The sequence below is a fragment of the Nitrococcus sp. genome (genome assembly GCF_059432795.1).
The window spans coordinates 1-13,717 of record NZ_JBXWZQ010000104.1 but is presented as its reverse complement, the minus strand read 5'-3'; the positions used below and the strand labels follow the sequence as shown (position 1 = coordinate 13,717).

13 protein-coding genes and 1 tRNA gene are annotated in these 13,717 nt (G+C 63.4%); 9 read left to right on the top strand and 5 right to left on the bottom strand.

The genetic code is table 11. From position 1 onward, the window contains the following. The 3 genes from AC52Q4_RS07845 to AC52Q4_RS07835 all read right to left on the bottom strand — a co-directional run. Positions 1–811 (bottom strand): MBL fold metallo-hydrolase (locus tag AC52Q4_RS07845; RefSeq protein ID WP_495536244.1); only part of this gene is annotated, 811 nt, incomplete at its 3' end. Between the two features lie 405 nt (positions 812–1,216). Further along, positions 1,217–1,293 (bottom strand) — tRNA-Pro (locus AC52Q4_RS07840). A 1-nt stretch (position 1,294) separates the two neighbouring features. Beyond that, positions 1,295–2,263 (bottom strand): polyprenyl synthetase family protein, encoded by a 969-nt coding sequence (locus tag AC52Q4_RS07835; RefSeq protein WP_495536243.1) that lies wholly within the window; start codon positions 2,261–2,263, stop codon positions 1,295–1,297. Between the two features lie 164 nt (positions 2,264–2,427). Here AC52Q4_RS07835 and rplU point away from each other — a divergent pair, with 164 nt between their 5' ends. From rplU to proB, 4 genes are all read left to right on the top strand, one after another. Beyond that, positions 2,428–2,751 (top strand): 50S ribosomal protein L21, encoded by a 324-nt coding sequence (gene rplU / locus AC52Q4_RS07830; protein ID WP_495536242.1) that lies wholly within the window; start codon positions 2,428–2,430, stop codon positions 2,749–2,751. Between the two features lie 24 nt (positions 2,752–2,775). Beyond that, on the top strand, positions 2,776–3,036 hold the full coding sequence (gene rpmA, locus AC52Q4_RS07825) for a 50S ribosomal protein L27 (protein WP_495536241.1): 261 nt from the start codon (positions 2,776–2,778) through the stop codon (positions 3,034–3,036). Between the two features lie 199 nt (positions 3,037–3,235). Beyond that, complete coding sequence (gene cgtA / locus AC52Q4_RS07820) at positions 3,236–4,282, top strand: Obg family GTPase CgtA (RefSeq protein WP_495536240.1); 1,047 nt, start codon at positions 3,236–3,238, stop codon at positions 4,280–4,282. Beyond that, positions 4,279–5,415 carry a glutamate 5-kinase gene (gene proB / locus AC52Q4_RS07815; protein WP_495536239.1) on the top strand — a complete coding sequence of 379 codons (1,137 nt, stop codon included), beginning with the start codon at positions 4,279–4,281 and terminating at the stop codon, positions 5,413–5,415. The genes cgtA and proB overlap by 4 nt, the downstream gene beginning before the upstream one ends. A 22-nt stretch (positions 5,416–5,437) precedes the next feature. Here proB and rpsT read toward each other — a convergent pair whose 3' ends face one another. After that, positions 5,438–5,704: a 30S ribosomal protein S20 gene (gene rpsT, locus AC52Q4_RS07810; RefSeq protein WP_495536238.1), complete on the bottom strand. Its 267-nt coding sequence runs from the start codon at positions 5,702–5,704 to the stop codon at positions 5,438–5,440. Between the two features lie 173 nt (positions 5,705–5,877). Between rpsT and murJ the strand changes: the two genes are divergently transcribed. From murJ to ispH, 5 genes are all read left to right on the top strand, one after another. Beyond that, positions 5,878–7,476, top strand: coding sequence for a murein biosynthesis integral membrane protein MurJ (murJ, locus tag AC52Q4_RS07805; protein WP_495536237.1), 1,599 nt, complete (start codon positions 5,878–5,880; stop codon positions 7,474–7,476). A 26-nt stretch (positions 7,477–7,502) separates the two neighbouring features. Continuing rightward, positions 7,503–8,441: a bifunctional riboflavin kinase/FAD synthetase gene (gene ribF, locus AC52Q4_RS07800; protein WP_495536236.1), complete on the top strand. Its 939-nt coding sequence runs from the start codon at positions 7,503–7,505 to the stop codon at positions 8,439–8,441. Positions 8,442–8,474: 33 nt separating this feature from the next. Next, positions 8,475–11,300 carry an isoleucine--tRNA ligase gene (gene ileS, locus AC52Q4_RS07795; protein ID WP_495536235.1) on the top strand — a complete coding sequence of 942 codons (2,826 nt, stop codon included), beginning with the start codon at positions 8,475–8,477 and terminating at the stop codon, positions 11,298–11,300. A gap of 15 nt (positions 11,301–11,315) precedes the next feature. Then, entirely contained in the window at positions 11,316–11,783 is a 468-nt protein-coding gene (gene lspA, locus AC52Q4_RS07790) for a signal peptidase II (RefSeq protein WP_495536234.1), read from the top strand. A 120-nt stretch (positions 11,784–11,903) separates the two neighbouring features. Continuing rightward, entirely contained in the window at positions 11,904–12,881 is a 978-nt protein-coding gene (ispH, locus tag AC52Q4_RS07785) for a 4-hydroxy-3-methylbut-2-enyl diphosphate reductase (RefSeq protein WP_495536233.1), read from the top strand. A gap of 6 nt (positions 12,882–12,887) precedes the next feature. On the opposite strand, the gene AC52Q4_RS07780 is transcribed toward ispH, so the two are convergent. Continuing rightward, positions 12,888–13,445 carry a GspH/FimT family protein gene (locus AC52Q4_RS07780; protein ID WP_495536232.1) on the bottom strand — a complete coding sequence of 186 codons (558 nt, stop codon included), beginning with the start codon at positions 13,443–13,445 and terminating at the stop codon, positions 12,888–12,890. Positions 13,446–13,717: the final 272 nt, after the last annotated feature.

Genomic DNA, 13,717 nt, shown 5'->3' with positions numbered 1-13,717 from the left:
TGTCGATCAGGGTGCCGTTGGCGCTTCGCCGGGCAAATTCTTGCGGCGAAAGCCACGGCACCGGCAGGTCCTCGAAGGGGCGGCCGGCTTGGAGGTTGACCTCTTCCATCAGCCTGAAGTAGGGGGGGCGTGCGAGCCGTTCGGCGCACTTGTGACGGATGAATTCCTCACGGCTTTTAACCGCTACTGCGTTGCTGGTCTTTTCGAGCCCGAGCGTGGAATCGTCGCGGTCCGCCACATTGCCGCCACAAGCCGAGCCGGCGCCATGTGCCGGGAACACGAACGCCTGATCGCCGAGCGGCAGAATCTTCTCGTGAACGCAATCGTATAGCAGGCCCGCGTTCTCCGCGGTTTTGTCTACATCGGGAAGATCGGTTCGCCCGGTATCGCCGATAAACAAAGTGTCGCCCGTAAAAACGCCCCACGGGCGCGTCGGCGCTTCAGCGAGAGTTACCGCGTAGGACATGCTTTCAGGCGTATGTCCCGGCGTGTGCAAAGCACGGATCACGATTTTTCCGTTGAGTCGTATCTCATCACCGTCGCGTAGAGGCTTGTCAGCATGGGCCATTATTTCATGATCGCAGGCCACGATTTCTGCACCCCACCGCTTGCGCAACATCGCCCCGCCCATCTCGAAATCTTCCTGGCGGTGCGTTTCCAGGATCCAGCGCAGGCCGAGGCCGTTGGCCCGCAGGATGGATTCATAGCGTTCGATATCGCGGCCGGGATCCACGATCGCGGCGAGGCCATCGTCGGCGAGGATGTAGGTGACCTGAGCGATCCCGGGCGTCTTGATCCGTTCGAAAAACATACCGTCTCCCCTGAATATGCCGAGGTCGAGCTCGGATGTCGCGCGGCGGCCGATGACGTTATTCAATTAGAATGCGGGGTGCCGGATCGAGTTCCGGCGAGACGGTGGAAGCGACACGCTTATCTCGGCGGGGCGAGGCCTGCGGCGGCCTGTGATCTATGGTGTGAGCCTCTCGAAGCGAGTTGGTTGCTGCGTAGTGACCTCGAGCGGTGCGGATCGCTCTGAGCGGCCATTGGGCAGGGCAGGATTCGTAAGGCTCCAGGGCGTGGTGCCTTCGCGAGATATCATGCGCTGCGGGGCCGCGGGTGAGAGCGTGGCGCGCGCCTTCAGGCTGGTGCAGTCCCGGGATCTCCCCGGCATTGGATAAGGAAAAAGGGCCAGGTTTTTGGCCTAACCCGATAATTTTGGTCGGGGTGACTGGATTTGAACCAGCGACTCCTGCCTCCCGAAGACAGTGCTCTACCAAGCTGAGCTACACCCCGGTCAGTATCTGCGATTGAGAGCGAACTCGACCAACGCCTTGAGCGCGTCACGGTAAGCCCCACCTTCCAGGTGATTGAGCATTGCCACGGCACGATCCGCCTCCGCGTTGGCGAGCCGATAAGTGTAGGTAATGGCCCCCGTATTTTCAATCGCCGCGCGCACGGCCTCGATTTGCTCCTGCCCGCCTTGCTGTATGGCCAGACGCATCAGTTCGCGAGTCTGTGGATCGCCGTTGCGCATGGCATAGATAAAGGGCATGGTCGGCTTGCCCTCGGCCAGGTCGTCGCCGATGTTTTTCCCGATCTCCTCGACGTTGCCATCGTAATCGAGCGCGTCGTCAACCAGCTGAAATGCCGTCCCCAAATGCCGGCCGTAGGCCGCCATGGCCATTTGGTCCGCTACCGAGCGCTCGCCGAGCAAGGCGGCGAGCCGACACCCGGCCTCGAATAGCGCCGCCGTCTTGCGAAAAATGACGTCCTGATAGCGCTCCTCCGTGACGTTGGGGTCATGGATGTTGAGCAGCTGCAGAACCTCGCCCTCGGCGATGGTATTGGTGGCACGTGAGAAGATTTCCATCACCGCCGTACGCTGCAGCTCCACCATCATTTCGAAGGCGCGCGTGTAGAGGAAATCTCCCACCAGGACACTCGCGCCGTTGCCCCAGACCTGGCGTGCCGTTTCCCGGCCCCGGCGCATGTCGGACTCGTCTACCACGTCGTCGTGAAGAAGCGTGGCCGTATGGATCATCTCGACGATAGCCGCAAGCAATATGTGTTTTTGCCCGCGGCAGCCGCACGCGCGCGCGGCGAGCAGCACGACCAATGGGCGCAACCGTTTGCCGCCGCTATTGATGATGTAGCTGCCCAAACGGTTGATGAGGGCAACGTCCGAGCTCAGCCGCTCTAGAATGAGCTGATTGACGGCCTCGATGTCATTTGCTACGAGTGCCCGGATCGGGTCGAGGTCCATAGGGAGCAGGGCTCCTTAGGCGTGCTGCGTGGCGCCGGGCTGGAATGCTATTGGGGGGGCGCCAGGGTGTCAAGCTGAGGCCGTAATTAATTGACGCTCTGCGCGTATATCGCTACATTATCACGCTTTACGCGGCCGCGGGTCGAGGCAAGGGGAGAGTGCTCATGTACGCCGTCATCAAGACGGGTGGTAAGCAGTACCGCGTCAGCGAGGGCGATACGCTGCGCGTCGAGAAACTCGATGTGGAGCAGGGTAGCGCTATCGATTTCGATCAGGTGCTGATGATAGCCGATGGCAGCGATGTTCAGATCGGCGCGCCGCTGGTCGAGGGCGGGCGTGTCAGCGCCGAGGTGATCGCGCAGGGGCGAAACCGTAAAATCGAGGTGCGCAAATTCAAGCGTCGCAAGCACTATAATCGCTGCCACGGTCACCGCCAGCACTATACCGAGGTAAAGATCACCGGCATTACGGCGAGCGCAGCCAGTTAACGTACAGCTGAGGAAATCCGGACCATGGCGCACAAGAAGGCAGGCGGCAGTACACGCAACGGGCGCGATTCGCACTCCAAGCGACTTGGAGTCAAGCGCTTCGGCGGGCAGAGCGTGCATGCGGGCAATATACTGGTTCGCCAACGCGGGACCAGCTTCCATCCGGGAGAAAACGTCGGGCTCGGTCACGATCACACGCTGTATGCCAAGGTCGATGGCCAAGTGATGTTCAAGCGCAGGGGCCCGTACAAACGTTGTTTCGTGAGCGTGCAACCCGCCGACTGAGCCGAGGGAGTGACCGGTTCGGGACAAGCCCCGTTGTCGCACGGGGCTTTTTTTATGGTGATAGCCGGCCAGCAGGTGCGCCCATGCCGTATGCTGTAGCCAAGCGGGTGTGTCCGTATCGGGTGCCCGGCCGGCGTATGCCAGGGCGTGCGAAGTAGCGATGGCTCCATCCGCGCGCGGAGTGACGGGCTAACGAGCGATGAAGTTTGTCGATGAAGCAACCATTCATGTGCATGCCGGAGACGGCGGGAACGGTTGTGCGAGCTTCCGGCGCGAGAAGTATATCCCTCGCGGCGGCCCGGACGGCGGGGATGGCGGGCGCGGCGGCAGCATCTATCTCGAGGCCACCGAGGGCCTGAACACCCTCGTGGATTTCCGGCACAAAAGGCGGTTCGTGGCCGCAGCGGGGGAGTCCGGGAAAGGGCGTCAGATGAGCGGACGCAGCGGCGCCGACCTCATGGTGCCGGTGCCGATCGGCACCATGGTAACGGCCGAGGAAACGGGCGAATGCCTGGGCGATCTGATTCGCGATGCGCAGCGCCTGCTGGTGGCCCGCGGCGGGCGTGGCGGGCTGGGCAACTGTCACTTCAAGCGGCCCACGAACCGGGCTCCGCGCCGTGCCACCGCGGGGACGCCCGGTGAGCGTCTGACCCTGCGCCTGGAGCTCAAGGTGTTGGCCGATGTCGGGCTTCTGGGATTGCCCAACGCCGGCAAATCAACGTTACTGCGCGCAATCTCGGCTGCCCGCCCCCGGGTGGCCGATTATCCGTTCACGACGTTGCATCCGCACCTCGGCGTGGTTCGCGTGGAGTCGAGCCGCAGCTTCGTGGTGGCCGACATCCCGGGGCTGATCCGGGGCGCAGCCGGCGGAGCGGGGCTGGGAACGCGATTTCTCAAACACCTCAGCCGCACACGGCTGCTGTTGCATCTGGTCGATGTCGCCCGGGCCTGCCCGCCGGATGAAGGTCCTGTGGAGGATGTGCGGGTGATCGAGCAAGAGCTTGCTCAGTTCAGCACCGATTTGTCGAAGCGCGAGCGCTGGCTGGTGTTCAATAAGCTCGACCAGATCCCGGCGGCGGAGCATCACCGCATCCACGAGCGCCTGGTGCATCGTTTGGGCTGGGAGGGCGAGGTATTCTGGGTCTCCGCCAGAACCGGTGAAGGCTGCGCCTTCCTTTGCCAACGCATCATGGCCCATCTGCAGGCTCGCGCCGCGAACGCCTCCGTAGGGGAAGCACTGCGATGAGCCGGCCGGAGGGGCTGAGTGGCGCACGCCAATGGGTCGTCAAGGTCGGCAGCGCGCTCGTTACCAATGAAGGCCGTGGGCTGGAGCGCAACCGCATTCAAAGTTGGGTAGAACAGATCGTCGCGTTGCAGAAGCTCGGAGTTCGAGTGGTGCTCGTCTCCTCCGGTGCGGTGGCCGAAGGCATGCAACGTCTGGGCTGGGTGCGGCGGCCGCGCGAGCTCTATCAACAGCAGGTTGCGGCCGCCGTTGGCCAGATGGGGCTGGTAGAGGCCTACGAACGCGGTTTTCAGCATTACGGGCGCCATACCGCGCAGATTCTCTTAACCCACGAGGACCTCGCCGATCGCCAGCGTTATCTCAATGCCCGCACGACATTGCGAGCACTGCTCGATCTGGGAGTTATCCCCGTGGTGAACGAAAACGACACGGTCGCCACCCATGAGATTCGCTTCGGTGACAACGACACATTGGCCGCGCTCGTAACCAATCTGTTGGAAGCGGACCTGTTGGTGATTCTTACCGATCAGGCCGGGTTGTACGACGCCGACCCGCGTTGCAACCCGCAGGCCCGCTTGATCGGCGAGGCCAACGCGGGTGATCCGAGTCTGCTGTCGATGTGCTCAGAAGCGCCGGGAGTGCTGGGCAGCGGTGGGATGCGCGCAAAAGTGCTTGCGGCGGCGCGCGCGGCTCGCTCAGGTGCCGCAACAGTGATCACCTCTGGGCACGAGGCGGACGTGCTGCCCCGGCTGTATAGTGGCGAGTCACTGGGTACACTGCTGCAGCCGGCCTGCGAGCGCCTGGTGGCGCGCAAGCGGTGGCTCGCCAATCAGCTTCAGGTACGCGGGCGTATCTGGTTGGATGCCGGCGCGGTAAAGGTGCTCCGCGAAGCGGGCCGCAGCTTGTTGCCGGTCGGCGTGACTCGGGTCGAAGGTCATTTCTCACGCGGCGACGTGGTGCTCTGCGTTGCTCCGGATGGGCGGGAGATTGCGCGCGGGCTAGTCAACTATGGCGCGCAGGAGGCGGCGATTATTCAGGCTCAGTCGTCGCGGCGGATCGAGGAGTTGCTCGGCTACGTGGATGAGCCGGAACTCATACACCGCGACAACCTGGTGCTCACGGACGCGGCGGCGTAGCCGCACCGGCAACGCGCCCGTGCTAGCCCTGCAGAGCGCGAATGTGCTTATTCAGGCGGCTCTTCTGCCGGGCGGCCTTGTTCCTGTGGATCAGGCCCTTGCCGACCATCCGATCGACGATCGGCACCGCCTGACGAAAAGCGTCCTCGGCTTTGTTCGGATCACCCGTCTCGATGGCGCGGATGACCCGCTTCACGGAGGTGCGCATCATCGAGCGCTGCGACTGATTGGCCTGGCGGCGCCGTACGGCCTGACGGGCACGCTTCTTAGCGGTGGCGGTATTGGCCAAGGTTGCTCTCCTTTCTGGGGCCTGGGCACTGCAAAGCGGGATAATATGCTAGTCTAACCGGCTTGTGTCAACAAGGGATGGCCGCGCCGGCTGGTCTGCGGCGCCGCGCTATCCGTGGGTGCCGCCCGCGTGACCAAGCAGCGAGGGACGGCCGCTTTCGGTTGGAGCACGGTGTGGGCAAGGGATCGCTACGATCGGTCGCCACTTTCGGTTCCTTGACCTTCCTCTCGCGGACGCTGGGGTTGGTACGCGATGTCGTCATCGGCGTAACCTTCGGACCCTCGGCGGCAACGGATGCCTTCTTCGTTGCCTTCAAGATCCCCAACTTCATGCGCCGGCTCTTTGCCGAAGGCGCGTTCTCGCAGGCTTTTGTGCCGGTGCTGGCCGAGTACCGCGCTCAGCGCAGCCACGCGGAGGTGCGCCGCCTGGTGGCACGAACCGCCAGCACTCTCGGCGTGTGTGTAATCCTGATCACCGCGCTTGGAGTGCTCGGGGCACCGTGGGTGGTGACGCTCTTCGCGCCCGGCTTCGGCGAAGACGCCGAGCGCTTTGAACTCGCAGTGCAGATGCTGCGGCTGACTTTCCCGTATCTGGCACTAATCTCGCTGACAGCCTGTGCCGGCGCCGTCTTGAATACCTATGGCTCCTTCGGCCCGCCGGCCATCGCCCCGGTGCTGCTCAATTTGTCGCTAATTGCCGCGGTCGTTTGGCTGGCGCCCAGGCTCGAGCAGGGCGTGCTCGCGCTCGCGATCGCCGTGCTCGTGGCCGGGTGGCTGCAACTGCTCTTGCAGTTGCCCTTTCTCGCGCGCCGCCGGCTTCTCAGCGTGGCATTGCCACGCTGGTCGGACCCGGGCGTGCAGCGCATTTTGCGGTTGATGGGCCCGACGTTGTTCGGGACATCCGTGCAGCAAATCAATCTGCTGGTGGATACGATTCTTGCGTCTTTCCTGATGACCGGGAGCATAAGCTGGCTGTACTGGTCCGACCGCCTGATGGAGTTTCCGCTCGGAGTCTTCGGCGTGGCTCTGGGCACCGTCATTCTGCCCCGTCTGTCGCAAGAGCATGCCCAGCAATCGGCGCAGTCGTTCAGCCATACCCTGGACTGGGCGTTGCGGCTGGTTTTGGTATTGATCGTGCCGGCGAGTGTCGGATTGGCATTGCTTGCCGGGCCGATTCTTGCGACTTTGTTCCAATACGGCGCTTTCACGGCCGAGGACGTGCGCTTGGCCAGCCTGAGCCTCATTGCCTATGCGCTGGGCTTGCTCGGGTTCGTGCTGGTGAAAATACTCGCACCCGGTTACTTCGCGCGCCAGGATACGCTGACCCCCGTGAAGTGTGCGTCAGCGGCACTGATCACGAATATGGTCCTGAGTACCTCCTCGGTGGTGTTGCTCATCGATACGCCGTTCGGTCATGCCGGGCTTGCTTTCGCCACGGCGGTGGCGGCTACGGTGAATGCGGCTCTGCTCTATCGCGGGCTGCGTCGCCGGGGCGTTTTTCAACCCAAGGCCGGATGGCGAGCGCTTCTGCGCCAGACGGTGCTCGCCACACTGGTGATGGCGTTGGTTTTATACTGGCCGGGAAGCCACACGGAGGTTTGGCTGCAGGCCGGCATTTATCAACGTGTGCTCATGCTGATCGCGGCCATCGCCCTGGGTGCGCTCGTCTATTTTGCGGCATTGCGCCTGACGGGCCTGCGTCTTTCGAGCCTTAGGGAACCGCCCATGGCAGCGCAAGGCGGCATGGCTGCAAGGTCCATGCGTGCCTTATAATTTCAGATTTTCCGGAGCGTCCTGGCATGGAGCTCATTCGCGGCCTCCACAATCTTCGGGATCGCCATCGCGCGTGCGCCGCAACCATCGGCAACTTCGACGGCGTGCACCGGGGCCATTTGGCGGTGCTGCAGCGGTTACAAGTTGCAGCGGGTGAGCGGGGCATGCCGGCGGTGGTGGTGACATTCGAACCGCACCCGCGGGAGTATTTCGCTGCCGATGCGGCCGCGCCGGCGCGCATAACCGGCTTGCGGGACAAGCTCCTGGCGCTGGAGCAGGCCGGGGTGGAGCGGGTGCTGTGCCTCAGATTCGGTCCGCGCCTGGCGGTCATGGAGGCCGAGGCGTTCGTTCGGGAAGTTTTGGTCGCTAGGCTGGGAGTGCGGTTTTTACTGGTGGGTGACGACTTCCGGTTCGGCCGTGGACGCCGGGGCGACTACACGTTGCTCGAGCGGGCGGCAACGGATCACGGCTTCGATCTCACCCGAATGCCCACGGTAGCGTTGGACAGCGGCCGGGTCAGCAGTACCGCAGTGCGCGAGGCACTCGAAGCGGGGAATCTGGAACTGGCCGCCCATCTGTTGGGGCGAACGTATCGAATCTCGGGTCGCGTGGCGCGCGGTGACCGTCTGGGACGCCGCCTGGGTTGGCCCACGGCCAATATTCCGCTGCATCGTCGCCGGCCGCCGATCGAGGGGATTTTCACCGTCCACGTGCGGGGAGTGGACGGGGCTCCTGTGGGGGTGGCAAGCGTCGGGGACCGACCCAGCGTCGACGGTCGCCAGATCGTGTTGGAAGTTCACTTGCTGGAGTTCAAGGGTGATCTCTATGGTCGGCACATCGAGGTCGAATTCCTTCGCCGGCTGCGCGGTCAGCGCCGGTTCGTTTCTCTTGATGCGCTGAGTGAGCAGATTGCACGGGATGTGGAAGAGGCTAAAGCCTATTTCAGGCAGCGGATCGCCGGCTAGGCCAGTAATCAGGTATAACGGCAGGCAGACACTGTGACCGACTACAAAGAGACGCTGAATCTCCCCAAAACGGCCTTCCCGATGCGTGCCAATCTCGCCCAGCGCGAGCCTGCACGCGCGGAGCAGTGGCGGCGCGAAAACCTCTACGATCGGATCCGCAACGCCCGACGGGGACGCGAGCGTTTCATCCTGCACGACGGCCCGCCGTATGCGAACGGTGAGATTCATATCGGTCACGCGGTCAACAAGATCCTGAAGGACATCATTGTCAAAAGTCGCGTTCTAGATGGACTGGACGTCCCCTATGTCCCGGGATGGGACTGCCATGGTCTGCCGATCGAGCACAAAGTCGAGCAGGGACTTGCGGAGCGCGGTAAAACGGTTACCCCGAAAGCGTTTCGCGCGGCGTGTCGGCGTTTTGCGGCGGCGCAGGTCGAGGGTCAGCGACGAGATTTCGAACGTCTGGGTGTGCTGGGCGATTGGGTCCATCCCTATCTCACCATGGACTTCCAGACCGAGGCCGATATCCTGCGTGTCCTAGGCGATATCGTCGCCAAGGGGCACCTCAAACGCGGCTACCGGCCGGTCCATTGGTGTATGGACTGCGGTTCGGCGCTGGCGGAAGCGGAGGTGGAATACGAACCGCACGTCTCGCCAGCGGTCGACGTTCGTTTCCCGGCGGTTGCCAGTGCCGATTTCGCCGAGCGCTTCGGCGTGCGCGTCGACGCCGCGTCTCGGCTGTCCGTGGTCATCTGGACCACGACTCCCTGGACGTTGCCGGCGAACCAGGCGGTGACCGTGCACCCGGAACTCGAGTATCTACTGGTCGCCGTGGAGGGCGGCCGCGAGTATCTGGTGCTGGCCGCGGCGCTGCACGAGCAGGCGTTGGCGCGTTATGAAGTGGGCGCCTATGAGGTCGTCGGTCGGACCTGTCGCGGGGCCGAGCTGGAATACCTGCAATTGCGCCACCCGTTCTACGAGCGTGTGGTGCCGGTGGTGCTTGGCGATTACGTGACCACCGACACGGGCACCGGCGCGGTGCATACCGCGCCCGGACACGGAAGTGACGACTATCTCACGGGGCAGCGCTACGATCTGCCGCTGGAAAATCCCGTCGACGCCACGGGGCGGTTTTTGCCGGGTACGGCGCTTTTCGCCGGTCAGCTCGTATTCGACGCCAACACGGCCATCATCGAGCTGTTGGTGAAACGCGACATGCTGCTCAAGCACGAGCGCTACGAACACAGTTACCCCCATTGCTGGCGTCACAAGACGCCGATTCTCTTCCGCGCGACGCCACAGTGGTTCCTCAATCTCGAATCCCATGGCGTGCGCGAGCGAACGCTTGCCGCCTTGCCGCAGGTTCGCTGGTACCCGCAGTGGGGTGAGGCACGCATGGATGCCATGGTGCGCAATCGTCCGGAATGGTGTATCTCGCGCCAGCGTAATTGGGGCGTGCCGATCGCGCTTTTCGTGGATCGCGACAGCAGCGCGCCCCATCCGCGCACGGCGCAGCTCATCGAGGCGTTGGCGCAGCGCATCGAGCGCGAGGGCATCGATGCCTGGTTCGAGCTGGAGCCCGCGGAGCTGCTCGGCGCCGAGGCGGAGCGCTATGAGAAGGTGACCGATATCCTCGATGTGTGGTTCGACTCGGGCACCACGCACACGACCGTGCTCGAAAGGCGCGAGGAGCTGGGCCAGCCGGCCGATCTCTACCTCGAAGGCTCGGATCAGTACCGGGGCTGGTTCCAGTCCTCCCTGTTGACCTCGATGATGGTGCGCGGCGCACCGCCGTATCGCGCGGTTCTGACGCATGGCTTCACGGTCGACGAGCAGGGCCGCAAGATGTCCAAATCGCGCGGCAATGTGGTGGCGCCGCAGACCGTCATGAAGACCTTGGGAGCCGACGTGCTTCGGCTCTGGGTCGCTTCCACCGACTATCGCGGCGAGATGGCGGTGTCCGACGAGATTCTGAAACGCACGGCGGATGCCTATCGTCGGATTCGCAATACCGCGCGCTTTCTACTCGGCAATTTGGCCGGTTTCGATCCGGCGCGGCATGCCGTGGCACCCGAACAGATGCTGGTGCTGGACCGCTGGGCCATGGACCGTGCCTGGCAGATTCAACAGAGCGTTCAGCAAGCCTATTCGGAGTACGATTTCCATCAGGTTTACCAGCGGGTGCACCATTTCTGCGTGCTCGATATGGGCGGATTTTATCTGGATGTCATCAAAGACCGCCAGTATACGACGCAGGCCGAGAGTCTCGCGCGCCGCTCCTGCCAGACGGCGATGCGCCATATCGCCGAGGCGCTGACGCGCTGGTTGGCGCCGATTCTGAGTTTCACCGCCGAGGAGATCTGGGAGCATATGCCGACTCCGCGCGAGCCGTCCGTGTTCCTCGCCGAATGGTATGCGGGTTTGCAGCCATTGAGCGAAGGGCCTTTCGACCGGGCTTTTTGGTCACGGCTCTTGGCGCTTCGCGAAGCCGTGAACAAGCGCATCGAGGAGTTGCGCAACGCCAGTGTGCTTGGCGCGAGCCTGGAAGCCGTGGTCGAGATCTACTGCTCTGCGGCCTTGAAGGAGGAGTGGGAGGCGTTGGGCGACGAGTTGCGTTTCCTGCTGATCACCTCCGAGGCCCGCGTCCATGAGTTCTCTGCCTGCCCGGCGGAGGCGGTGGCGGTGACTCTGAACGACGGCACCGAGCTCGCCCTGGTGGTCTCGCCCTCGACGCACGTCAAGTGCGTGCGCTGCTGGCAACGGCGCGAAGACGTGGGCATGGACCGCGAGCACCCCGACCTCTGCGGCCGCTGCGTCAGCAACGTGGCGGGGGCGGGGGAAGCGCGGCGGTTTGCCTGATCGGGGAGAACACGGGTGTTGCGCTTCGGCCTCCTGACGGCGGCGCTGGTCATTTTGCTTGATCAGGCGACCAAAATCCTCGCTCAAACCTGGCTTGCCCCTTATCAGCCGATGCCGCTCGGGCGGCTGTTCAGTTTGACCTTGAGCTACAATCGTGGCGCCGCATTCAGCTTCCTGAGCACGCAATCGGGCTGGCAGCGCTGGTTCTTCATTGCAGCGGCGGTGGGGGTCTGCGGGTTTCTGCTGCATTGGCTCGCCGAGCTGCCGGTGCGAGAGCGCTGGTTGGCGGGGGCGCTCGGCCTGATTATCGGGGGCGCGCTCGGCAACGTGATCGATCGCTTGTTCTATGGTCATGTGATCGACTTCATTGATGTGCACTATGGCCCTTGGCATTGGCCGGCCTTCAACGTGGCCGACAGTGCGATCACGCTGGGGGTCGTGGCGCTGCTCCTGCATATGGCCTTCGAGCGCCGCTGCACCTGAGACGCTACCGGCCGGCGGGATGGCCGGTAAAAGAGTTCGGCCGGGGGCAGAATATGGGTTGGGTCTGACGGTCAGGCATGCGATACTGCCCTGTCCATACTGACAGTAGTTGGTTGCACTATGCCCAGAATTCTCCTTGCCAATCCGCGGGGCTTCTGCGCGGGAGTCGAACGGGCGATTAGCATCGTGGAGAAGGCGCTAGAGGCGTTCGGCGCACCGATCTACGTGCGCCACGAAGTGGTGCATAACCGCAGCGTCGTCGAGGACCTGCGGGGCAAAGGTGCCCAGTTCGTCGAGGAACTGGCCGAGGTCCCCAACGGCAGCACGGTGATCTTCAGCGCCCACGGCGTGTCAAAGGCCGTCCGGGCGGAGGCCGCGGAGCGCGGTTTACGCGTATTCGATGCGACTTGCCCGCTGGTCACCAAGGTTCACATCGAGGTGCAAAAGCACGCGCGCGAGGGCCGGGAAGTTATCCTCATAGGCCATGACGGGCACCCCGAGGTCGCGGGCACGATCGGTCAGTATGTGGGCAATGGGTCCGAGCGCGGCGCGATCTATCTGGTGCAGGGACCGGAAGACGTCGCGCAACTCGAGGTCCGCAATGCCGATGATCTCGCCTATGTCAGCCAGACCACGCTGTCGATGGACGATACCGCCCGAGTGGTCAGCGCCTTGCGCGAGCGCTTCCCGGAGATCCAAGGGCCGACTCGGGACGATATCTGCTATGCGACTCAGAATCGCCAGGATGCGGTTATGGGTTTGGCACGGCAAGTGGATGTGATGATCGTGGTCGGCTCTGGCAACAGCTCCAATACCCGGCGCCTTCGCGAGTTGGCCGAGCGCATCGGTGTGCCGGCGTATCAGATCGACACGGCTGCGGATTTGGATCGGGTCTGGTTCGAGGGCCGGGAGGTCATCGGCATCACGGCCGGGGCGTCCGCACCGGAGATCCTGGTCCGTGGGGTGGTGGATCAACTAGTGGAGTGGGGCGTCGAGCGGCCCGAGCATGATCCCGGGCATCACGCCGAAGACGTGGTGTTCTCACTGCCGCGCGATTTGCAACGCGCGATTCAGCGCCGCCCGCAACGGGTCGGCTAACCGCGATCAAGGCGGGCATTGCAGAGTCTCCTGGCCTGGGTGGGTAAGCCGGACACGTCCCTGCATCGAGAGCACCAGCGCGCGTGCCGCGCCGGAATCATTGCAAAGCGTGAGCGTTCCTGGATAACCTTCGGAAAAGCCGCTGCCTTTGAAGGCGATGGCGTCTGCGGTATTGCCGGTGCCGCGCAGAGTGAGGCCGGGCCCATAGCCTCGCGCCGAGCGGATGATCGCGCCATCGTCGAGATCGCAACGCCCGTCACCATCACCGTCTCGACATTGCTCGTCTCCGAGAGGGTCGAGGAAGACCAGCCAACCCTGCTCCCAGCCTCCCGATGCAATACAGCGATGCCCGTCGCGGCTTTTGCAGACGACCACATGACCGCTGTGCTCCACGGCTTGGCTGCGTGCCAGTGCCAAAGTGCGATGGAATCGATTGATGCCCGCGGTGAGGCGGTTGCCGTGGATCCAGCGGAACAGCGCGGGTGAGGCGGCGAGGGTCAGCAACGCGAGAATGCTAAGGGCAGCGAGCAATTCGATGAGCGTAACGCCCCGATTGGCGCGCATGAGTCCTCCTTGACGATCACGCCTGCGGGATTGGAACAATGCTTATTCAAGCCTTCGAATGCGGGTGTGCCCGCTCGATCGCCGGCATGAATATGCGTATTGGTTCACATTCTATAGGAGTTCGGCATTCGTTACCAGCAGTCCTCGACACTGCCTGTTCCACTGATGCCTTTCTGACCGCGTGAGGTCAGGGTCAGGTTGCCGCATGTCGTGTCATTGCTTTGGGAATTCTGAGGTGTCGCCGTGAGCACCACGCATTGGTTGATCGTGCT

Coding starts and splice junctions, on each gene's coding strand:
- rplU (WP_495536242.1), top strand. CDS start 2,428: ATGTACGCCGTCATCAAGACGGGTGGTAAGCAGTACCGCGTCAGCGAG.
- ispH (WP_495536233.1), top strand. CDS start 11,904: ATGCCCAGAATTCTCCTTGCCAATCCGCGGGGCTTCTGCGCGGGAGTC.
- cgtA (WP_495536240.1), top strand. CDS start 3,236: ATGAAGTTTGTCGATGAAGCAACCATTCATGTGCATGCCGGAGACGGC.
- AC52Q4_RS07835 (WP_495536243.1), bottom strand. CDS start 2,263: ATGGACCTCGACCCGATCCGGGCACTCGTAGCAAATGACATCGAGGCC.
- ribF (WP_495536236.1), top strand. CDS start 7,503: ATGGAGCTCATTCGCGGCCTCCACAATCTTCGGGATCGCCATCGCGCG.
- proB (WP_495536239.1), top strand. CDS start 4,279: ATGAGCCGGCCGGAGGGGCTGAGTGGCGCACGCCAATGGGTCGTCAAG.
- rpmA (WP_495536241.1), top strand. CDS start 2,776: ATGGCGCACAAGAAGGCAGGCGGCAGTACACGCAACGGGCGCGATTCG.
- AC52Q4_RS07780 (WP_495536232.1), bottom strand. CDS start 13,445: ATGCGCGCCAATCGGGGCGTTACGCTCATCGAATTGCTCGCTGCCCTT.